The 19,726-nt window shown below is 60.9% G+C and carries 21 protein-coding genes and 1 tRNA gene; 8 read left to right on the top strand and 14 right to left on the bottom strand.

Annotated features, from left to right (window positions below):
• Positions 1 to 36 precede the first annotated feature (36 nt).
• Entirely contained in the window at positions 37 to 369 is a 333-nt protein-coding gene (locus tag V7651_RS18325) for a PRC-barrel domain-containing protein (RefSeq protein ID WP_335613973.1), read from the top strand.
• A 62-nt stretch (positions 370 to 431) separates the two neighbouring features.
• Here the strand turns inward: V7651_RS18325 and V7651_RS18320 are convergent, their stop codons facing one another.
• The 4 genes from V7651_RS18320 to V7651_RS18305 all read right to left on the bottom strand — a co-directional run bounded on the left by V7651_RS18320 (position 432) and on the right by V7651_RS18305 (position 3,612).
• Entirely contained in the window at positions 432 to 1,112 is a 681-nt protein-coding gene (locus V7651_RS18320) for an HAD family hydrolase (protein WP_335613972.1), read from the bottom strand.
• A gap of 31 nt (positions 1,113 to 1,143) precedes the next feature.
• Positions 1,144 to 2,013 carry an inositol monophosphatase family protein gene (locus tag V7651_RS18315; protein WP_335613971.1) on the bottom strand — a complete coding sequence of 290 codons (870 nt, stop codon included), beginning with the start codon at positions 2,011 to 2,013 and terminating at the stop codon, positions 1,144 to 1,146.
• A 32-nt stretch (positions 2,014 to 2,045) separates the two neighbouring features.
• The gene (locus tag V7651_RS18310) at positions 2,046 to 2,444 is read right to left on the bottom strand and encodes a helix-turn-helix domain-containing protein (RefSeq protein ID WP_035538835.1); all 399 of its coding nucleotides are present in this window, start codon (positions 2,442 to 2,444) and stop codon (positions 2,046 to 2,048) included.
• 265 nt (positions 2,445 to 2,709) lie between these two features.
• Positions 2,710 to 3,612, bottom strand: coding sequence for an N-formylglutamate amidohydrolase (locus V7651_RS18305; protein ID WP_035538834.1), 903 nt, complete (start codon positions 3,610 to 3,612; stop codon positions 2,710 to 2,712).
• A gap of 150 nt (positions 3,613 to 3,762) precedes the next feature.
• Here V7651_RS18305 and cpdR point away from each other — a divergent pair, with 150 nt between their 5' ends.
• The 4 genes from cpdR (at position 3,763) to V7651_RS18285 (ending at position 5,466) form a co-directional block, all read left to right on the top strand.
• Positions 3,763 to 4,122 carry a cell cycle two-component system response regulator CpdR gene (cpdR, locus tag V7651_RS18300; RefSeq protein ID WP_034736245.1) on the top strand — a complete coding sequence of 120 codons (360 nt, stop codon included), beginning with the start codon at positions 3,763 to 3,765 and terminating at the stop codon, positions 4,120 to 4,122.
• On the top strand, positions 4,122 to 4,442 hold the full coding sequence (locus V7651_RS18295; RefSeq protein ID WP_335613970.1) for a hypothetical protein: 321 nt from the start codon (positions 4,122 to 4,124) through the stop codon (positions 4,440 to 4,442). Before cpdR ends, V7651_RS18295 begins: the two co-directional genes overlap by 1 nt.
• 45 nt (positions 4,443 to 4,487) lie before the next feature.
• Positions 4,488 to 4,562: transfer RNA gene (locus V7651_RS18290), tRNA-Val, on the top strand.
• A 130-nt stretch (positions 4,563 to 4,692) separates the two neighbouring features.
• On the top strand, positions 4,693 to 5,466 hold the full coding sequence (locus V7651_RS18285) for an EAL domain-containing protein (RefSeq protein WP_335613969.1): 774 nt from the start codon (positions 4,693 to 4,695) through the stop codon (positions 5,464 to 5,466).
• An 8-nt stretch (positions 5,467 to 5,474) separates the two neighbouring features.
• Here the strand turns inward: V7651_RS18285 and V7651_RS18280 are convergent, their stop codons facing one another.
• Entirely contained in the window at positions 5,475 to 6,365 is an 891-nt protein-coding gene (locus V7651_RS18280) for a dienelactone hydrolase family protein (protein WP_335613968.1), read from the bottom strand.
• An 80-nt stretch (positions 6,366 to 6,445) separates the two neighbouring features.
• A complete protein-coding gene (locus V7651_RS18275) occupies positions 6,446 to 7,213 on the bottom strand; it encodes a helix-turn-helix transcriptional regulator (protein WP_335613967.1) in 768 nt (255 codons plus the stop codon).
• Positions 7,214 to 7,320: 107 nt separating this feature from the next.
• On the opposite strand from V7651_RS18275, the gene V7651_RS18270 reads away from it, so the two are divergent.
• Positions 7,321 to 8,508, top strand: coding sequence for an acyl-CoA dehydrogenase family protein (locus V7651_RS18270; RefSeq protein WP_035538824.1), 1,188 nt, complete (start codon positions 7,321 to 7,323; stop codon positions 8,506 to 8,508).
• A 108-nt stretch (positions 8,509 to 8,616) separates the two neighbouring features.
• Positions 8,617 to 11,160 carry a TonB-dependent receptor gene (locus V7651_RS18265; protein WP_335613966.1) on the top strand — a complete coding sequence of 848 codons (2,544 nt, stop codon included), beginning with the start codon at positions 8,617 to 8,619 and terminating at the stop codon, positions 11,158 to 11,160.
• An 82-nt stretch (positions 11,161 to 11,242) separates the two neighbouring features.
• On the opposite strand, the gene V7651_RS18260 is transcribed toward V7651_RS18265, so the two are convergent.
• The 5 genes from V7651_RS18260 to V7651_RS18240 are packed head-to-tail and all read right to left on the bottom strand — an operon-like array spanning position 11,243 to position 16,107.
• Positions 11,243 to 12,106, bottom strand: a complete 864-nt coding sequence (locus tag V7651_RS18260; protein ID WP_335613965.1) for an enoyl-CoA hydratase-related protein — start codon at positions 12,104 to 12,106, stop codon at positions 11,243 to 11,245.
• A gap of 18 nt (positions 12,107 to 12,124) precedes the next feature.
• Positions 12,125 to 13,102, bottom strand: coding sequence for an NAD(P)H-dependent flavin oxidoreductase (locus V7651_RS18255; RefSeq protein WP_335595833.1), 978 nt, complete (start codon positions 13,100 to 13,102; stop codon positions 12,125 to 12,127).
• 46 nt (positions 13,103 to 13,148) lie between these two features.
• Positions 13,149 to 13,937 carry a glutathione S-transferase family protein gene (locus V7651_RS18250; protein WP_335613964.1) on the bottom strand — a complete coding sequence of 263 codons (789 nt, stop codon included), beginning with the start codon at positions 13,935 to 13,937 and terminating at the stop codon, positions 13,149 to 13,151.
• A 24-nt stretch (positions 13,938 to 13,961) separates the two neighbouring features.
• Positions 13,962 to 15,167, bottom strand: coding sequence for an acyl-CoA dehydrogenase family protein (locus V7651_RS18245; protein WP_335590014.1), 1,206 nt, complete (start codon positions 15,165 to 15,167; stop codon positions 13,962 to 13,964).
• Positions 15,168 to 15,186: 19 nt separating this feature from the next.
• Complete coding sequence (locus V7651_RS18240; RefSeq protein WP_335590013.1) at positions 15,187 to 16,107, bottom strand: oxygenase MpaB family protein; 921 nt, start codon at positions 16,105 to 16,107, stop codon at positions 15,187 to 15,189.
• A gap of 144 nt (positions 16,108 to 16,251) precedes the next feature.
• On the opposite strand from V7651_RS18240, the gene V7651_RS18235 reads away from it, so the two are divergent.
• The gene (locus V7651_RS18235; protein ID WP_335613963.1) at positions 16,252 to 16,992 is read left to right on the top strand and encodes a nucleoside/nucleotide kinase family protein; all 741 of its coding nucleotides are present in this window, start codon (positions 16,252 to 16,254) and stop codon (positions 16,990 to 16,992) included.
• Here V7651_RS18235 and V7651_RS18230 read toward each other — a convergent pair.
• From V7651_RS18230 to V7651_RS18220, 3 genes are all read right to left on the bottom strand, one after another.
• Positions 16,985 to 17,512: a VOC family protein gene (locus V7651_RS18230; protein WP_335613962.1), complete on the bottom strand. Its 528-nt coding sequence runs from the start codon at positions 17,510 to 17,512 to the stop codon at positions 16,985 to 16,987. The genes V7651_RS18235 and V7651_RS18230 overlap by 8 nt on opposite strands.
• 4 nt (positions 17,513 to 17,516) lie before the next feature.
• Positions 17,517 to 17,726, bottom strand: coding sequence for a SlyX family protein (locus V7651_RS18225; RefSeq protein WP_335613961.1), 210 nt, complete (start codon positions 17,724 to 17,726; stop codon positions 17,517 to 17,519).
• A 775-nt stretch (positions 17,727 to 18,501) separates the two neighbouring features.
• Positions 18,502 to 19,726 (bottom strand): heavy metal translocating P-type ATPase (locus V7651_RS18220; RefSeq protein WP_335613960.1); only part of this gene is annotated, 1,225 nt, incomplete at its 5' end.

Here is a 19,726-nt window from a genome sequence, read left to right as displayed (position 1 = left end):
TTACTTTTTCATGCAGTTCAATGGAAAGGAAACGCTATGACACATTTCGTATTGTCCGCTTCGTCTATCAATGGCGACTCTGTTCACAACGCTGCCGGTGAGAATCTTGGCAAGATCGAGGACCTCATGGTCGACACAGACAGCGGCCAGATTGAATATGCCGTTCTAAGTTTCGGCGGCTTTCTAGGTATGGGGGACAAGTATTTCGCCGTGCCTTTCGAACGCCTCAGCGTTGATCGCGCCAACAAGCGCATGGTCCTCAACGTGGAAAAAGAGCGGCTCAAGAACGCGCCGGGCTTCGACAAGGATAAGTGGCCGGATTTCGCCGACCCGCAGTTTCGCACATCGATGACGACGCATTACGGCTGATCTCAGCTTGATGCCATCAAAGGCCGGTCCTTCTGGGACCGGCTTTTTGTTTGCCCGAACGGTCAGGAGGGGAAGAGGTGTGCGGCGATGGCGTCATGGCTGTCGAAACTTGCCACAGCGCCGGCGGCGATAAGCCGTTCGCACAAGCCCGCATCGGCATGACCTCCGCCGGTGAAGCCAAAAGCGGTCATGCCCGCCGCGCGCGCGGCTTTCACGCCATTCACGCTGTCCTCTATGACGAGACATGTTGCGGGGGCGGATTTGATGTTGTCTGCGGCAAACAAGAATAGATCAGGCGAAGGTTTTCCGCGTGCCACCTGGTCAGCCGAATAGATGTGTGGGGCAAACGTTTCCGTCAGACCGGTCAATTCCAGCTTGCGGCGCAGCTTTGGTGTGATGGACGAGGAAGCGACCGCGATCGGTCCGGAAAATTTCGCGGCCACCGCCGCCGCGCCTGGCAAGGCTTTCAGCTCAGCCTCGATACGCGGCCAGGCCCGCGCATGCAGGCGCGGTCCGAAATCATCAGGGAAGGGGCCGTAGCCAAGGGCGGCATAGTCCTCCGCGAGGGCGGCGTGAAACTCCGGAACACCGAGCCCGACAAAGCGCGAGAGATAGATGTCCCACTCATAGGCGAGGCCCATCTCGGCCAGCAGCGCGATTTCCACGGCCACATGGATCGTCTCGGAGTCGACGAGTACGCCGTCGCAATCGAAAATCAGGGCGGCATAGGGATGGGTCGTCATGCTTTGAAAGTGCCTGCCGATTGTGTCGGCCTTATGTTGCAGATCGCCTGAGGGCCAGCAGCGCCTGTTCCATGACGCCTTCGCTTGAGGCGCAGACAATCTGTCCCCCGAGCTTCGGCGTGTTGCCGCGCCAGTCGGTCACGAGGCCGCCAGCGCCGCGCACGACCGGGAACAGTGCTGCGACGTCCCAGGCCTTGAGGCCTGACTCGGCGACAAGGTCCACCGTGCCCCCGGCAACGCGGGCATAGGCATAAGCGTCGAGGCCATAGCGCGTGATCCGGGCCGTCGCACGCAAATGCGTCCACGCGCCCTGTTCTGCCGGATTGAAGATGAAGGGATCGGTTGTTGCGATCGTCGCTTCGCGCAGGTCTTGGCAACCGGACACATGAATAGGTGTGCGCTCCCCGCCTTTTTCCATCGCGGCGCCGCCCGGCCAGCCGAGATAGCGCTCGCCCAGAACCGGCTGGTCAATAATGCCGATGACCGGCACATCATCCGGATCAACCAGTGAAATCAGCGTCGTCCACACCGGCAGGCCCGCCACGAAGGCGCGGGTGCCGTCAATCGGGTCGATCAGCCAGCGATAGCCGCTCTGCGAAGGTGTTTCCGGGAATTCCTCGCCGGTGACGCCATGGTGGGGGCGTTCGGATGTGAGGATGTCGCGAATGACGCGCTCGGCGGCGCGGTCGCCCTCGGTTACGGGGTCGAACGGTGTTTTTGTCGGGACAGACGGGGTCGATGTGGGTTTCGGGCGCCCGTTTGACGGGGTGAGCGAGGTGTCTTGCGCCTTGTTATCAACGTTTGTCAGCGCACGAAAATGCGGCCGGATTGCTGTCCAGGCCGCATCTGCGAGCCGCCCGGCGAGGGCAAGCTCATCTTCGAGGGAAATTCCGTCTGGCATCCGGCAGGGCTAGCCCTGCCTTGCGCCCGGCGTCAAGCGGCGCCGTGGCTCGACTGGTCGCCTTCCAGTGCTTTTGCAAGCTCCAGCAGGCGTTTGCGAGGGCGCTCGCCGAGGCGGTAATAGGCCCTAACCAGTTCCAGCGTTTCTTTCTGCGAAAGAATATCGCCTTCCATGTATTCATTGGCGTCATTGGCGGCGTCAGGGGCATCGGCCACCGGGATGCCGTCAAAGAAGTACTGCACCGACACGTTCAGTGCCCGCGACAGTTCATAAAGACGCGAGGACGTAATGCGGTTGGCACCGCACTCATACTTCTGGATTTGTTGGAATCGCACGCCAACTTGGCCCGCGAGATCCTGCTGGGTCATGCCCAGAAGGCGGCGGCGGCGGCGAAGGCGCTTGCCTACGTGCAGATCGGTTTCATCAGCCATTACTTGCTCCAAACTTATGCAGGACCGTTTCAGTCCCAAAACAGGAATTTCGAGCAAGTCCTACGCAATAGGTGTGCCGCAGAGCATTATTGTGCCCAATAAACGGGCAGTTGAGGTTAATTGCACAGGTGCGACATTCCTGCGCTTGCCTATTTGTGCACCGCAACATATTCCTGTCCTTGCACTTCGGTGCAGACGCCTCTGGCGTTTCCTCCCTTTGACTTTGGCCGCACCCACGGGTGCGGCCCTTTTTTTTGTCGGAATGTCAGGGACGGACGACAAGCGCGGCGATCTCAAGGATCTCCGCTGTCACATCTGTAATGATGGCTCTTATTTCAGCAAATCGCTCAAGGCGGCTGATCGTGTGCTCATCCATGTAGAGCCCGCGATTTATTTCAATCTGCAAGGCATGCACCTGGCGTTTAGGTCGGCCATAGCGTCGCGTCGTATATCCCCCGGCATAGGGCGCATTGCGGGCCACGCTCAGGCCATGCGTGCGGAAGGCCCGCTCAACCCGTCCTGTCAGGCGCGGATCGCAGCTCGATCCGAACCGGTCACCCAGCACGATATCGGCCAGTTGCCTGCGGCCCGGCTGGACCGATGGCATGGAATGGCAATCGATCAGTAGAACGGCGCCATGCGCCTCGCGCAGCAGGGCCAGCTCCTGGCCAAGCCTGTCATGATAGGCATCATGCACGCAGCTGAGGCGCTCCTCGCCCTCCTCACGGGTCAGGCGTCGGGCATAAATGGCCTCGCCCCGGGCGCCGACACGGGGCAGGCACCCGAGTCCCGCATCCACCCGCGCCGTCGGCAGGCCGGACGCACGCGGCAGGCCGTCGCTGAACATGCTGGCATCCAGCTCGCGCGGGTCGCGGTTGAGATCGGCTACCGACCGGCCATAGCGCGCGGCCATCAGCGTTGCGCCAAGCGTGGGGGCTTCGCCGAACAATTCTTCCACGAACGCATCTTCGGTGCGGCGCACATCAATCAGGGGCACGCGTAGGGCCGCCTGCATGCTCTCGGGATAGTCGCGGCCCGAATGGGGTGACGCAAACAGCACCGGCGCCGGGGGGCCTTCGGGCACGTCCAGCGTATAGGGCGTGTCATAGCCGAACGGCCCGGCAGGGGGCGAAGTGGCCGATCGTGTCAGGGGGAGGGCGCCGGTCATGGGGCCAATGGTTTGCCTGTTCGCATGAAGGTCAAGCCTTTTCAGGGGTCTGGTAAAAAAGAACTCTGAAATTTCACCCGTCTTCACCGCTGATTTACCGGATAGGCTGTTTATGTCTTAAATCAATTACTGGCATCCAAGGGGGCGAGCGTGACCAAGATCCTTCTCGCAGAAGACGACGACTCAATGCGCACATTCCTGGCTGCAGCCCTGCGCCGGGCTGGCCATGAGATCCAGGACTATGCGGACGGCGAAACAGCCCTGCACGCGCTCGAGCGCGAAGTGTTTGACCTCTTGCTGACCGATATCGTCATGCCCGGCTTGGACGGCATCGAGCTTGCCCGTCGCGGCGCGGAGCTCGACCCGGCCATGAAGATTGTTTTCATTACGGGTTTTGCCGCTGTGGCGCTGTCGTCCAGCGCGCCGACGCCGGCTGGGGCGAAAGTCCTCTCCAAGCCGTTCCACCTGCGTGAGATTGTCGACGAAGTTGACAAGGTGATGGCTGCCTGATGGCCGGCGGTTCGTCCGACGAGCCGCCGAAGCTGATCAAATCCACTGTGACCGATACGGGGCGTCATTTCTTTGATGCGCCGACACAAATGAGTATGGATGACTGTGTCATCCGGCTGATTGCGATGGACGGTATCGACATCGCCTCGCTGGTGCCGGCCGAGATAGGCCAATGGCTGGTTTTCCAGCTGGATGGCTACAGTTTCACGGCCAGCGACCCCCTCCGGGAGGTCTGGTTCTATGCCGACGACCCGGAAACACCTGAAGCGATACTGCAGAAAATCGCCCTTCACATAGTGACACCGTCAAACGCGTCTTGACGGCACGCCCCGAATTATCCATTACCCCTGCTTCCCGAATGGATCGGGCGGTTAGCTCAGTGGTAGAGCACTACGTTGACATCGTAGGGGTCACAAGTTCGAACCTTGTACCGCCCACCATTCCAAGCCGGTGCGCGCGTTCCGGATGTTACCTGATGCACGTTGGCCTGTAGAAGCGTTGCAGCCACACACATTTTCTTCATTTTAATCATGCGAAACTCTCCTGCTCTGATCTACGGGGGAAGTTACAATGACGACCGCATGCAATGGCTGCCGCGATGGCGCCGGCTTTGACCTGCCGATCACGATGGCGTTCCAGCCGATTGCCGATACCAATGCGCGCAGCACGTTCGCATACGAAGCTCTGGTGCGCGGTGTTGATGGCATGGGCGCCGGGGAGGTTCTGGCCCACGTATCGGATTCCAACAGGTACGCCTTTGACCAGCAATGCCGTACGACGGCGATCGAGATGGCAGCCGGACTGGACCTTGCAAAGTCCGGCACGCTCCTGTCGATCAATTTCCTGCCCAACGCCGTCTATGAGCCACGCGCCTGTATTCGCATGACGCTGGCCGCTGCGATGCGGACAGGCTTTCCGGTTCAGCAGATCATGTTTGAGTTCACCGAGGTGGAGCGTCTCGATTCAGCGCATATTCTCAACATCCTGCGCACCTACCGGTCCCTGGGCTTCAAGACGGCGATTGATGACTTTGGGGCGGGTTATGCCGGGCTTGGCCTTCTGGCTGACTTTCAGCCGGATTTCGTTAAGCTGGACATGGAGCTTATCCGCGACGTCGATAAGAATCGCGTGAAACAGGTCATCGTGCGCAATACGCTCAATATGCTCGATGATCTCGGCATAATTCCCATCTGCGAAGGCATCGAAACCGTCGGCGAGTACGAGATGCTGCGCGATCTCGGCGTAAATCTCATGCAGGGCTTTTTGTTTGCGCGGCCCGGTCTTGGTGTCTTGCCGACGGCTGAGTGGCCATCAGATGGAAACATCATCAGCCGGGTCATGTAACGGTCGAACTAAGCCAGCTTCGCCTTGAAGAAATTCATCGTCCGTGACCAGGCGAGCGTTGCCGCGTCCGCGTCATAGCGGGGCGTCGTGTCATTGTGGAATCCGTGGTTCACGCCGTCATAGATGAAGACCTGGTACTCGGCGTCATTGGCTTTGAGCGCGGCTTCATATTCCGGCCAGCCGGCATTCACGCGCTCGTCGAGGCTGGCGAGATGGATCATCAGCGGCACCTCGACCTTTGCGGCCTCTTCCTTGGTCGGCCAGCCGCCATAGAAGGGAGCTGAAGCTGACAGCCAGGGCTGGTTCACCGCCATCATGTTGGTCACGCTGCCGCCAAAGCAGAAGCCGACACAGGCGACCTTGCCATTGCATTCTGGATGGTCACGCAGCGCCTCGGCGGCAGCCATGAAATCCTGGATCATCGCGTCGCGGCCGCGTGTCGCCTGCATCTCGCGGCCATCGTCATCGTTTCCGGGATAGCCACCGAGCGGGTAGAGCGCGTCCGGGGCAAGAGCGATATAGCCCTCAAGCGCCGTACGCCGGGCGACATCCTTGATATAGGGATTGAGGCCCCGGTTCTCATGAACGACAATCACGCCGGGCCGCTTGGCGGGGCCCTTCTTGAGGCGCACCAGATCGCCCGCCATGTCGCCTGCGCCATTGGGTGAATTATACTGGAAGGTCTCGACGCTCAGGCGCGCGTCATCCGCCGACGTCTGCAAAGTGCCCTCGTAATCCGGCATGACACAGGCGGCCAGCATCGACACGCTGAGCCCGCCAACGGCATACTTGCCGAGCCTGTCGAAGAAGTCCCGCCGCGACATCGCGCCATGGCAATAGCCATCATAAAGGTCGAGCACGCCCTGGGGCACAGGCTGGTTGTTTGGCAGTCGGGTCATGGCGCGTTTCCTCTTGTCGGGTTCATGGGCGATGATAGGCCGCAATTCCGGTCGGGAAACCCCGCTCCGCAAATTGTGTTTCAGCTCGCGCTGCCGCCGATATAACCAAGCGTCGTCGCCCGATGGACGGCCTGCGACCGTCCGGAGACGCCGAGCTTCCGGCTCGAATTGGTAATGTGGAACCGCACCGTTGGTTGGGAAATGCCGATAATGGTCGCAATCTCATGGTCGGTCTTGCCGGCGGCGGCCCATTTCAGGCACTGGATTTCGCGGCGCGTGAGGGCGACGGCGAGGTCAGTCGGCCAGGCGCCCCTGAACTCGTGATAGGTGGCAATGAACTTCAAAGTCAGGACGTGGATCTCGGCGGCCCGCGCATCGAACACGTTTCGGATTGGGAAACCCTTCTCGGGTGTTGCCCACACGATGGCGCCAATCACGCCAGACGGAAGATGGCAGGGTGAAATGATTGCGGCCCCGACACTATAGTCCTCGGCCCGCATCGTCTTGGCCAGGCCGTCCAGGGCCGCAATATGGCGCCAGCTGCCAATTTGCTTGTCGGCATGGAAGAACGGCTCGGCGCAGGTCCGTGCCCCGCGCACATAGCCAGACCTCAGCGCAAAGGCGCGGTCTTTCCAATAGGCCAGTTCGGGGTCTATCCAGCGAAACAGCGTTTCGGCGAGCGGACGGCCGGTCGGGTCGCACATGGGTTCCGGGCTGCCAATATCGGCACTGACGGCAATGTAGGGCAGGCCAATGTCCTCGCCCAGCGCAGCAACCTCGCGGGCGAGGCGCATGGCTTGGGCGCCAGCGTCTCCGGGAGCATCCTGCGTGTCGGCAAAATCCGTCAATAAATAAACCCTATCAAATAGAGCAGGTTGCATGATCAGGCCGTATACTGTCAGCTTACCTGATAAGCGGACGCGGCATCGGAGTCGTGCAAACCCGGAGGCCCAAAATGAACCTCGATCTCACAACTGAGGATAGTGAATTTCGTTCGCAAGTGCGAGCGTTCCTTCGCGACAACCTGACCGAAGAACTGGCAGATGCCGGGCGATTGGTCACGAGTGTGTTCATCGAGCCGCAGTTCAGCCTGCCCTGGCAAAAAATCCTGCATGCCCAGGGCTGGGCCGCGCCCGCCTGGCCCGTGGAGTATGGTGGCACGGGCTGGACCGAGATGCAGCGCTATATCTTTGCCTCTGAGTGCGCGCGGGCAGGGGCGCCGTCCCTTTCGCCCATGGGGCTCGCCATGGTCGGCCCCTGCATCATCGGGCACGGCACACCCGAGCAGAAGGCCTATTACCTACCGCGCATACTCGCTGGTGAAGACTATTGGTGTCAGGGCTATTCCGAGCCGGGCTCAGGCTCCGATCTCGCCAGCCTCAGCCTGAAGGCGACGTCCGACGGCGACGACTATATCCTCAACGGCACCAAAATCTGGACCACGCACGCCCACCACGCGAACATGATGTTCTGCCTCGTGCGCACGCGGTTCGATGGCAAGCCGCAGGAAGGCATCACTTTCCTCCTGCTCGACATGACCCTGCCGGGCATCAAAGTCGATCCGATCATCACGCTGGCGGGTGAGCATGAGGTCAATCAGGTTTTCTTTGATGATGTACGCGTGCCCAAGGCCGGGCGCCTCGGCGCCGAAAATGATGGCTGGACCGTCGCCAAATACCTGCTCGAGTTCGAGCGGGGCGGCGGCTCGTCCGCTGGCCTCGAAGCCAGTGTCGGCCGCATTCGCGCGCTTGCTCAGCGCGATGGCCTGCTGGCATCCGATCCGGGCTTTACCAGCCGTTTGGCAGCAGCCGAGATTGGCCTCGAAGCCATCAAGATCACCGAGCAGCGTGTCTCTTCCGCGCTGTCCAGCGGCGGAAACCCCGGCCCTGCGGCCTCCATGCTCAAGGTCCAGCGCACCGAGATGATGCAGCGGATCGACACGCTTGGGGTCGAGGCGGGCGGCACCTATGCATGTGTCGAGCAGTTGGATGCGCGCCAGCCGGGCAGCAATATTGACGCTGTCGGTCCGTCTGACCGCGTGACGCTTGTGCCACGTTACCTCAACAATCGGGCGGCCTCCATCTATGGCGGCTCGAACGAGGTCCAGCGCAACATCATGGCCAAGATGGTGCTGGGGCTGTGAGCCGACCCTGTCACTTCCGATAGCTTGTTGATTGTCCAATAATTACTGACTGTCCCGCTCAATGGACAGCTCCCGCCAAGAGGAGGCTGCCGGGAGGAGATAAATCAGATGACCCAGACACCCCGAATCCGCCGTTATGCCATGTTGGGCGCCTCGCTTTTCGCGCTGGCCTCGCAGATGCCAGCCATGGCGCAGGAAACCGACGCTGCACCGGCGGCACCTGCCGAGACGCCCGCTGACAGCTCGCTGAAGCTTGGCTCGATCGTCGTGACCGCGCAGCGCCGCGAAGAATCCATCAATGACGTGCCGATGAGTATTCAGGCCTTCGGCGAAGACACGCTGGATGCCCTGCGCGTCGACAGTGTCGACGACCTCCAGAATGTCGTGCCGAGCTTCTCTGTCTCGCAGAGCTATCAGGGCGTGCCGACCTACACGCTGCGCGGCATCGGCTTCAACACGATCAACGTCTCGGCCACCTCCACGGTCGGTACTTATGTTGACGAAGTGGCCTATCCCTATCCGTTCATGAACTCGGGCCCTGTGTTCGACATTCAGCGCGTCGAAGTGCTGAAAGGACCGCAAGGCACCCTGTTTGGCCGCAACACGACGGCCGGCCTGATCAATATGGTCACCAACAAGCCCTCCGACCAGTTCGAAGGGTCTGTCAGTGCCGATGTCGGCAACTATGACACCTGGAACATAGAAGGCATGCTCAACGTGCCGCTGTCCGAGCGCGCGCAGGCCCGCTTCGCCATCCGAAGCGAAAACAGCGACGAAGGCTGGCAAAAGTCGATCACGCGCGGTGAAGATCGCGGCACGAAAGACAAGCTCGGCTTCCGCGCCGCGCTGGCCCTGCAGCCAACCGACAGCCTCGACATCGACGTTTCCTATAATGGCTGGCGCAACAAGTCCGACACGATCGGTGGTCAGGCCATCGCGCTGACACCGAACACCGATCCGACTTTCGTGGTTCCCGGCACCGGCGGCCCGTCCACCACCTCGCTCTTCAATGCGGTTGATCCGGTCACCGGGCTCAGCCTCGTTGACTTCGTCAATAATAACTTCCCGACCAATGCGGAACAGACCGACTGGGCACCAAATTACGCTCGCACAACGGACGGCATCGGTGTTAACGGCATTGATGGTCCACTGGAAGAGGACTCCAAGTTTGACGCCCTTAAGCTCGGTGTCCGCTATGGCTTCGACAATGGCCTCAACCTTGTTTCGCTGACCGGCTACAACAAGCTGGACCGTGAGGCCGTGCTGGACTTCTCATCCGCGCCCTTCGCTGTCCTGCTCCAGGATGTCGATGCCGAGATCAAATCCTTCAGCCAGGAACTGCGTCTGGAAGGCGAGACCGGCAAGGCCAACTGGCTCGTCGGCGCCTATTACGGCAAGGACGAAACCTCGGATACGAACCGCACGCTCCTGCTCGACAATGCCAACTCCAGCTATGTGGCAACTGTCGCGGCCACGCTCGCAGCCTCGCCCCTGAACGTTGATCCGGAAACCGGCGTGCCCTACACGGTGGCCGAGCTTCTGAACTCGTTCCAGACCTATCGCGACACTGGCGAATTCGAGACGAAAACCTGGAGCATCTTTGCTAACGCCGACTGGGAGCTGACGCCTGAATTCACGCTCACGACAGGCATCCGCTACACTGAAGATACGCAGGACTATGTTGGCTGCTCGGGCGACGTGAACGGCTCGATGCAGCCGAACGTCAACGTCTTCAACCGCACCTATTTCGCGCTGATCTACGGGACGGCTCCAGCCGCGCCACTGCTCGAAAACGGCTGCAACACGTTTGACGTCGCAACCAACTCCTTCGGCCCGGTCGCGTCTTCCACCAAGGAAGACAACGTCTCCTGGCGCGTGGTCGGCAACTGGACACCGACTGACAACCTCGTGCTCTTTGCCTCAGCTACGCAGGGCTACAAGTCGGCCTCCACGCCTGTGAACGCGGCGTCAAAGTCCGAACAGAACGCCCCTGCAACGCAGGAAGGCCTGCTCGCCTATGAAGTCGGCTTCAAGGCCAGCTTGCTCGACCAGCGCATGCAGGCCAACGCGGCGCTCTTCTATTACGACTATGAAGACAAGCAGATCTCGGCCTTCTTTGCCGACCCGATCTACAAGGCGCTCGCCCGTCTTCAGAACGTACCAACCGCTGAAGCCTATGGCCTTGATGCCGAAGTCACCTACCTGATCAGTGAAGAGCTGACGGCGATGGGTGGCCTCACACTTCTGCACACCGAGATCGGCGACTTCGACACGGTCGACAGCTTCGGCCTGCCGACAAACCGTCAGGGCGATCCTTTCCTCTACAGCCCTGAATCCGTTGTCAGCCTCGCGCTGCTCTATGATCGTCCGGTCACGACGGACCTGGGCCTGCGTGCATCGCTCAGTGGTCGCTGGCAGAGCGAGTCGACAGCTGGTCAGCCAAATGACCCGCTCTACGACATCGACTCCTATGGTCTGCTCAACGGGTCGATCGGCGTCTATTCCATCGACCAGAACTGGGAAGTTTCGGTCTGGGGCAAGAACCTGACCGACGAGTATTACTGGCAGCAGATCACGACGAACGCGAACGTCGTCATGCGCTTTGCAGGCATGCCACGGACTTATGGTGCCTCCCTCACGTACCGGTTCTAGAACCGAAAAGTGTTTCCTCCCCTCGGGCACCGCGGCCGCGATCCTTCTGGATCGCGGTCGTTTTTTTAGGGCAGGGGAGGCGTCAGGTACGCTCCCACCAGGGATAGCCTTCCGGCATGTCGGTGGAGACCTTGCCAGGAAAATTAGGCGCGCGTTTTTCGAGGAACGATCCGACGCCCTCTTTCACATCGGGCGATGAGCCGAGCGTCAGCGCAAATTGTCCGTCCACTTTCAGCAATTCGAACGGATCACCTGTCGGCCCGAAGCGCCAGAGCAGCTGGCGCACCAGCGCGACAGAGACCGGCGCTGTGTTGCGGGCAATCTCGTCCACAATGCGCTTGGCAGCCGGCAACAGCTCCTCCGGCGGATGGATCTCGCTGATCAGGCCGCCGGCCAGCGCTTCCTCCGCATCGAACACGCGGCCCGTCATGCACCAGCGCAGCGCCTGCGGCAGACCGACCAGCTGGGGCAGGAACCACGCGCTGCCCGCTTCCGGCGGCAGGCCGCGCTGCGCAAACACGAAGCCGAACTTGGCTTTCTCCGAGGCGATCTTGATATCGGTCGGCAAGGCCAGCGTCAGGCCAACGCCGACAGCCGCGCCATTGAACGCGGCAATCACGGGCTTGCGGCAATTATAGAGCGCGCCGATGAAACCAGCCCCGTCGCGCTTCTTGCCGGGCTCTGACGCGCCGAAATTCTTCGCGCCCGTGCCGCTCTTCGTATCGAACGCATCGGCACCATCGGAAATGTCGGCGCCCGCACAGAAGTGGCGGCCCGCACCCGTCAGGATAATGCCGCGCACCTCATCGTCAGCGTCGCACGCATTTACCGCATCGGCCAGCTCCTGGCCAAGTTGCGCGGTGAACGCGTTCAGCTTTTCCGGACGGTTGAGGGTTATGATGGCCGCCGGGCCATCCTTTTCCAAAAGGATCTGCTCGTAGGCCATCACATATGCTCCTGACTTCTATCTCGTCGTCGCGGCAAGGCGCGAATTGATGATCGCATTGGCGTCGGCGATGATGCTGTCGATCAGTTCCTTCACGGTCGGGATATCGTCGATCAGGCCCTGCACCATGCCAGCCGACCAGATGCCGCCATCCGCGTCGCCCTCGGCCATGGCCTTGCGCCCACGTGCACCGGCTACGAGGTGCACAACATCCTCGAACTTGGCGCCGCCCTTGCGCTCAATCTCGACCACTTCGTCGCTGACCGCATTCTTCATCACACGCGCCGTATTGTGCAGCGTGCGGAAAATCAGGTTCGTGTCGCGTTCATTGTTGGCCACCATCTGGGCCTTGAAGCTGTCATGGATCGGCGCTTCCTTGGTCACGCAAAAGCGCGTGCCCATGTTGATGCCGTCCGCACCGAGGGCCAGCGCAGCGACAAGCCCGCGCCCGTCGGCAAAGCCGCCGGAAGCCAGCATCGGCACCTTCACCTTGTTGGCCGCTGCCGGGATCAGGATCAGGCCGGGGATGTCATCCTCGCCCGGGTGGCCAGCGCACTCGAAGCCGTCAATCGAGATGGCGTCAGCGCCCATGCGTTCCGCCGACAGCGCGTGGCGCACGGCGGTACATTTGTGGATCACCTTGATGCCATGCTGCTTGAAGTGATCGATATGTTCCTGCGGCTTGTAGCCTGCCGTCTCGACAATCTTGATGCCGCCTTCGATGATCGCTTGGCGATATTCTGCATAAGGCGGCGGCGTGATGGCGGGCAGGATGGTCAGGTTCACGCCGAACGGCTTGTCGGTCATGTCCTTGGTGCGCTGGATTTCCTTGGCGAGGTCTTCCGGTGTCGGCTGTGTCAGCGCCGTCAGGAAGCCGAGTGCGCCGGCCTCGGCCACAGGCGCAACCATTTCGGCATAGCCGACCCATTGCATGCCGCCCTGAACAATCGGGTGCTCGATACCGAACATCTCGGTGAAACGTGTCTTGATGTGCATTCTTGTTGTCTCCCTTTGCCGCCACGAGCGGTCCGTGTTGTGTGTCTCAGGTATCCCAGTGATCGGTGAAGCGGATGGTTTGTTTTTCGATGCCGTCCCGCACGATATCCATGCCGCCGGATTTGATCATCCATTCCAGCCTGTGGTCGCGGTACTGGCGCTTGAACAGGCCGGATTCGACCGCCGCGCTGACCATCTGCATGCCGGTAATCGACGCGCGCGATTCCGCGTCTGTCTGGCTGACGCTATCGCGCGCATTGGCGCGGGCAATCCATGCGGCGAGCGGCGAGCCTTCGACAGGCTTGTAGCCGAAACCGTCAGCGGCATTAAGATAGGGAATGACGCTAAGGTCGCCCCGGCCAAATTCATGCCCGCTGAACCAGTCATTGTCGCCCAGCTCTTTTTCCAGCCAGGTCATGAAGCCCGCAATCTGACGGCTTGCCTGCGCTTCGATCGTCTTGCGCATTTCGTCATTGCCGCGCTTGAAGAAATGCAACTCGCCGAGGCCCCATGTGATCGCCTCGAAATGCGTGTCCATCACGTCTTCGATCTGGCGCATACGTGCGCGCTCTTCAGGCGCATTCGGCATAAGTGACGGCTCTGGCCACTTGTCGTCGATATATTCGAGGATCACGGTGGAATCGAACAGCGCGACATCGTCATCGATCAGGGCAGGCACTTCGCGGCGCGGGTTGGCATCGGCGAATTCGCCCTTCGTATGCCCGGCGCCAATGCCTTCCGGCATGCGCACCTCGAATTCGAGGCCCTTTTCACGCAGCGCGATTTTCACCTTCTGGGCATAGGGCGACAGCGGATGTTCATAGAGGACGAGCATACGGTTTAGTGCTCCGTTAGGTGATCAAAGCCCGAGCTGGGCCTTGGCAAGGATGTTGCGCTGGATTTCGTTCGAGCCGGCATAGATCGAACCTGCCCGGTCGTTCAGGTATTTGGCAGACACGGTCACGGCGCTTTCAGGCCCGACAAGCGCGCCGGAGTTCGATGGTGCGTTGACCACTTCGCCGCCGGGATTGGTGTGGTGCGGCTGGAAGGGCTCGACCCAGTTGCCGGCAATCTCGAGCGCAAGCTCCGTCAGGCGCTGGCTGAGTTCCGTGCCCTTGATCTTCATCATCGAGGCCTTGAGGCCCGGCGTGCCGCCGCCCGACAGTTCCGACATCATCATCAGCTCGGCCGCTTCGAGCGCCGAGGCATCCGCTTCCGCCTGAGAGAGCTTGGCGGACATGTCCGCTCCCATGCCAGCCTCGGCCGCCTGCCTGCGCAGCGACGCAACCCGTGCCTTCAGGCGGGGGCCGTAACTTGATCCGCCGCGCTCGAACTCGAGCAGGTATTTCGCGACCGTCCAGCCCGCGTTGACCTTGCCGATCACATTGGCCTTCGGCACGCGCACATCATCGAAGAAGATCGCGTTCTGGATATGCTCGCCGGATGTCATGATGATCGGGTCGACGCGCACGCCTGGCGTCGTCATGTCGATCAGCAGGAAGGTGATGCCCTGTTGCGGCTTGCCGCTGGCATCTGTGCGCACCAGGCAGAAACACATGTTGGCTTCATGGGCATGCGTCGTCCAGATCTTTGAGCCATTGCAGATGAACGCGTCGCCATCATCCTTGGCCGACATGGTCAGCGAGGCGAGGTCAGACCCTGCATGCGGCTCGGAATAGCCCTGGCACCAGAAATCCTCGCCGGAGAGGATACGCGGCAGGTAATAGTCTTTCTGTTCCTTCGTGCCATGGCCGATCAAAGCCGGGCCGCACATGGCAATGCCCATCGGCGAGAGGGGCGGGGCGCCCGCGCGGGCCATCTCCACGTCGAAGATATATTTCTGCGCCACGGTCCAGTCGCAGCCGCCATATTCCACCGGCCAGCCGGGCGCGGCCCAGCCCTGTTTCACCAGAATGGCCTGCCAGGCGAGCGCCGTTTCCTTGTCGGAATAGACGCTCGTCATCCGCGCTGCATAGGCGCGCAGGTCTGCCGTCAGTTCGCGGTCGAGGAACGCGCGCACCTCGTCACGAAAGGCTTCTTCTTCGGGAAGGAATTCCAGGTTCACTTTGCCGCTCCTCCGGGGATCAGTGCGCCAGTGAAGCCGCCCGTCCCTCTTGTATTGTGTGGCGTATACTTGCCTGTTTCTCAGGGCTCTTCCATAGAAATGTGGCAGGAAGACCCAGCCTGACGCAAGCTTGACCCGCGGGACTTGCAGGCAAAGGCAGACGTTCCGCAAGGGCACCCATGGCCTTCACCGTCGCGACTCCCTTGGGCCGCAGGTCATAGTCCGGCCCAAGCTCCAGCCGGTCGCGCACGTCCACAGGCAGGATCGACACCGCCGCATTCACGACCGCGCTTTGCAGGCCTTTTGGCACGCCTTTGGCGGCGCGGCCGGACTTCATGATATCGAGGAATTCGGTATTGATCGGGTGCGGCTCGAAGCGCGGCATCAGTTTTGCCAGCATCGCATGAAAGTCTGCTTCGCTGCGCAGCGGGTTCTGCACGCCATAGAGGCGGGCCACCGCCTCGCCCTCTTCATAGAACCGCGTCTTGTCGGCATCCGACAGCGGCGCCACAAACCGGTCATAGGCGGTCAGGAAGCCATAGGTCGCCGTCGCGCTGACCCAGTCCAGCAGCTCGACATCCAGGGCAGAATAAGCCTCGCCAGACGGCGTTTCGCCTTTCACCTGAGTGTGCATGTTCGTGACACCCTGGATAACCCGGCGCGCCGCGCTCTGCGGTCCGTAAACGCCCACCATGGCCGCCATGCCGGTCCGTTTCGAACGCCCAACCGGGTCTGTCTTGAACGTGGAATGGTCCCATACGCCGGACCGTATGCGCGCATCGGCAAATTCCAGCAGCACGGCGGCAATGCCGCCCACGCCCAGCGCAATCGGATTTTTGAACACGCGCCATGATACGGAGTCCGGCCCCGCATAGGCGGGCTCGCCTGCAGGCTGCAGGAAATCCACTTTCCATCCGAGATATGTTTTCATGCCCAGCATCGTAGGCTGTCCTTCCGGCGTCCGGTAGCTGTTCAATCTAACAGGGTGAGGGGGCGCCACCAAGCGGCGCGTCCGGCCCGTTTTCCCGTTGGTTCCTTGGCGCTCCACCGCTAAGCTGTGCGCGCAAGCTAGGGAACTGACTGCATGGACCGCGACGTGATCATCCATCAAGGCGCCGGCATTGCCGCGCTGGCCAAACGCCTTGCCGGTCTCCGGTCCAGCGCTGACGCGCGCATTGTCGGCCTCACAGGCTCTGTCGCTGCCGGCAAGACAACGCTCGCCCGCGACGTGGCTGACGCGCTGAACCCACCCCTCAGCGTCGAGACCGTCTCGACCGACGGCTTCCTCTTCACGAACGCCGTGCTGGAACCGCAGGGCCTCCTCATGCGCAAGGGCTTCCCGGAAACCTTTGACCGCGATGGCTTTACCAATGCGCTTGTCAGCATAAGGCAGGGGGCGGCCGCGTTCCCGGCCCACAGCCACGACATCTACGACATCGACCCCGCCCTGACGCGCACTGTGCAGTTGCCGGACATGCTCATCCTGGAAGGCCTCGGCTTCCAGCCGCCAACCCGTCCCGAGCGCCCGGACGGCGAGCCGGACGTGCTGGTCTATCTCGATGCGTCCGAGGCCGACCTTGAATACTGGTATGTCGAACGCTTCGTCGGCTTCTGGAATGCGGCGCGCACTGACGCGTCTTCCTTCTACGCCCAATGGCTGCACATGAGCGAAACAGAGCTGCGCGCCTTCGCAAAGACCGTCTGGGACGGCGTCAACCTGCCGAACCTGCGCGACCATATCCATCCGCTGAAAGCCCACGCCGATATCGTCGTACACAAGGCGCGCGATCACACAGTCGAAATTGCGGAAGACCGGATCAGCTGAACGTGCGGATCGGGTTCGTCCCGTCCCAGCCTTCGGCCTGCTTGCGGATATAGGCAAAGGTCTTGCCCTTGGCGCCGCTGATGTCGGAAATCTCGACCACGGTGCCCGGATGCGCCTCGGTATCGAAATAGGCAAACCGGCCTTTCTCGCCGCCAATCTGCCCCTCATGGCCCACGGTGTAACCAAGCCCAAGGGCCTTGTCGTAGAGGCCCTGATAATCTTCAGTCCAGTAGGACATGTGCTGCAGGCCTTCGCGGCCCGCATCGAGAAAGTCCTTGTACATCGACGGCGCGTCATTGCGCTGCTGGATCAGCTCGATCTGCAGGTCGCCGGAATTGGCGAGCGCAATGCTCATCTTCACGTCGGAGGCCACGCCGCGATAGGTGAACCAGTCGGTCTTCACGTCTTCAATATAGAACCAGGGGCCAACGCTCATCACCTCGATCCAGTGTTTCATTGCCGCCTCGATGTCGCGCACGACATAGCCGTTCTGGCAGACTTTCCCGAAAATGCGGCTCATCGCGTCACCAGTGCGGCGGGGGCGGCTCGTCGCCCTGCGTGGGCCGCTCGGCCTGTCCCATGTTGGCGAACTGCTCGGTCAGCCGCGCCATTTGCCGCGTCAGCCGGTCGATCTCTTTCCACTGCGCAATCACCGTCTTGTTCAGGTCGTCGATCACTTCGTCCTGATGGGCGATGCGGATTTCAAGCGTGTCGATGCGGGCAGTATCTGTCATCCTCTGCTCATAGCCTGCCGCGCGCCCCGCCTGCAAATACATTGATCACGGCAAAGACGCTGGACGCGCCCCCATCCCCCGCACTAAACGGAGCCGCATGACCGACTACCGCTTCTCCGTGGCCCCGATGATGGATGGCATAAAAAACATAGGTAAAACAATATATTACAAGCTTGCGTGTGCGCTACGTGTGCAGCCTCAAGCGCGTGTTGTTCGTTCATTTCGGCAATCGGGTTGTTGGTTCTGCTCTGCTATCCAAACCGAATTGGGATCGTCCATTCGTCTAGTTTGGGCATCGGTTGCGTAGGGGCTTCGGATACCCAGATCGCTTTGCGGTATGTCAATTGAGAACAGCGTTGGTTCCAGCCAAGTCAGGCGGACGTGTTACGATGTGGTGTGAAAAGTCGGGAAATTGATCGCCGTTCTTGGCTGACGCAGCAAGTAGCTTGCGTAAGGCTGGCCGACGTCCACAGATCGGCTTAGTCGACACCTGATGAGACGGCTGTTTGGCCGCTCTCGCGGTCCAGAACGGTCTGTTTGCAGGCAAGGTAGCGATACTTCCTGCCGGCGCCGCCAGCGCGAATTCGCGATACCGGATAATTTCCACATTCGGTGCGTATAGCCGCTCGCTCAAAATCTGTCAGAGGCTTGGTGCTGCCTGCAATTGTAGCACACCCACTGATCCCGGCACCAAGGCCGACCCATGTCGCGAGCAAAAGCAGCGTCGTTCGCCATTGTGACGCCGACGCGTGAAACAGTTTCCTGCGAACTCTGATCATGCCTCTGCTTCCTTTCGCTCTTTGAATGCAAGAAGCCGCAGCGCATTGAGTACAACGATCAGGGTTGATCCTTCATGCGCAATAACTGCCGGCCCGATGCCCAGACCAAGCAATGTCGCTGGCACCAGAAACGCCACGATACCCAGACTCGCCCAGAGATTCTGTAGGATGATCCGGCGCGTTGCACGACTAAGGGCCACCGCGAACGGCAGTGTTTCCAGATCATCAGCCATCAAGGCAATATCGGCCGTTTCGAGCGCGACATCTGACCCGGCCGCGCCCATGGCAATACCGACAGTCGCATTGGCCATCGCGGGCGCATCGTTCACGCCGTCTCCGACCATGGCGACACCGCCTTCGGCTTTCAGGGCCTTGATCCTTGTCACTTTGTCATCTGGCATGAGGTCGCCAAAGGCCTCGTCAAGGCCGACACTTCCTGCAACGGCATCGGCGACATTCTGATTGTCGCCAGAAATCATCATCATGCGGGTTACGCCGATATTGCGCAGTCTGGCGATCACGGCTTTGGCGGACACGCGCGGGGTATCCATCAGGCCAATGGCGCCGAGATAACGATCGCCCTGCCTGACAATCATGGTTGTGCGGCCTTGCGCGGCCATTTCTGTGACGCGAGAAGCCAAGTCAGATGGTACCGGCGGTCCATCAATTTCATCAAACAAAGCGGACTTTCCGATATGAACGGTCTTGCCCTCAAACTTTGCTGAAACGCCACGTCCGGTGACACTGGAGAAATCTGTCGCCGCGCTGAAGACGGTGTTCAGGCGTGTCCTGGCATCGCGCACAACGGCCTGGGCGAGGGGATGATCGCTGAGCGCTTCCACGGCGGCGCTCACCGTCAGCAATTCCGCTTCGGTCGCGTCGCCATAGGGCGCGATATCAACGAGGCGGGGATCGCCTTCGGTGAGCGTGCCGGTCTTGTCGAATGCAATGGCATCGACGCGTCCAAGCGCTTCGAGCGGTGCTCCGCCTTTGATGAGAACGCCTCCACGCGCCGCACGGGCAACGCCAGACAGGATTGCGCTTGGTGTCGCGATCGCCAGCGCGCAGGGACTGGCCGCAACCAGAACGGCCATGGCGCGGTAAAAGCTCTCCGACGGCGTTTCATCCAGAATCAGAAAAGAGAGGGATGTGAGGACGGCCAACAAGATGATCAACGGCACGAAAATCCGCTCAAACTGTTTCGTAAAGCTTTGGGTTGGC

Origin of the sequence: Hyphomonas oceanitis, from assembly GCF_036964545.1 — a bacterium.
GTDB classification, from domain to species: Bacteria; Pseudomonadota; Alphaproteobacteria; order Caulobacterales; family Hyphomonadaceae; genus Hyphomonas; species Hyphomonas oceanitis.
This window is presented reverse-complemented; position numbering and strand designations above follow the sequence as displayed.

Excerpts from the sequence above, each read along its gene's own strand:
- V7651_RS18270 (WP_035538824.1), top strand. The coding sequence starts at position 7,321 with ATGAACCTCGATCTCACAACTGAGGATAGTGAATTTCGTTCGCAAGTG.
- V7651_RS18230 (WP_335613962.1), bottom strand. The coding sequence starts at position 17,512 with ATGAGCCGCATTTTCGGGAAAGTCTGCCAGAACGGCTATGTCGTGCGC.
- V7651_RS18285 (WP_335613969.1), top strand. The coding sequence starts at position 4,693 with ATGACGACCGCATGCAATGGCTGCCGCGATGGCGCCGGCTTTGACCTG.
- V7651_RS18325 (WP_335613973.1), top strand. The coding sequence starts at position 37 with ATGACACATTTCGTATTGTCCGCTTCGTCTATCAATGGCGACTCTGTT.
- V7651_RS18305 (WP_035538834.1), bottom strand. The coding sequence starts at position 3,612 with ATGACCGGCGCCCTCCCCCTGACACGATCGGCCACTTCGCCCCCTGCC.
- V7651_RS18295 (WP_335613970.1), top strand. The coding sequence starts at position 4,122 with ATGGCCGGCGGTTCGTCCGACGAGCCGCCGAAGCTGATCAAATCCACT.
- V7651_RS18250 (WP_335613964.1), bottom strand. The coding sequence starts at position 13,937 with ATGCTCGTCCTCTATGAACATCCGCTGTCGCCCTATGCCCAGAAGGTG.
- V7651_RS18310 (WP_035538835.1), bottom strand. The coding sequence starts at position 2,444 with ATGGCTGATGAAACCGATCTGCACGTAGGCAAGCGCCTTCGCCGCCGC.
- V7651_RS18240 (WP_335590013.1), bottom strand. The coding sequence starts at position 16,107 with ATGCTGGGCATGAAAACATATCTCGGATGGAAAGTGGATTTCCTGCAG.
- V7651_RS18320 (WP_335613972.1), bottom strand. The coding sequence starts at position 1,112 with ATGACGACCCATCCCTATGCCGCCCTGATTTTCGATTGCGACGGCGTA.
- V7651_RS18315 (WP_335613971.1), bottom strand. The coding sequence starts at position 2,013 with ATGCCAGACGGAATTTCCCTCGAAGATGAGCTTGCCCTCGCCGGGCGG.
- V7651_RS18255 (WP_335595833.1), bottom strand. The coding sequence starts at position 13,102 with ATGCACATCAAGACACGTTTCACCGAGATGTTCGGTATCGAGCACCCG.
- V7651_RS18225 (WP_335613961.1), bottom strand. The coding sequence starts at position 17,726 with ATGACAGATACTGCCCGCATCGACACGCTTGAAATCCGCATCGCCCAT.
- V7651_RS18235 (WP_335613963.1), top strand. The coding sequence starts at position 16,252 with ATGGACCGCGACGTGATCATCCATCAAGGCGCCGGCATTGCCGCGCTG.
- V7651_RS18280 (WP_335613968.1), bottom strand. The coding sequence starts at position 6,365 with ATGACCCGACTGCCAAACAACCAGCCTGTGCCCCAGGGCGTGCTCGAC.
- V7651_RS18265 (WP_335613966.1), top strand. The coding sequence starts at position 8,617 with ATGACCCAGACACCCCGAATCCGCCGTTATGCCATGTTGGGCGCCTCG.
- V7651_RS18260 (WP_335613965.1), bottom strand. The coding sequence starts at position 12,106 with ATGGCCTACGAGCAGATCCTTTTGGAAAAGGATGGCCCGGCGGCCATC.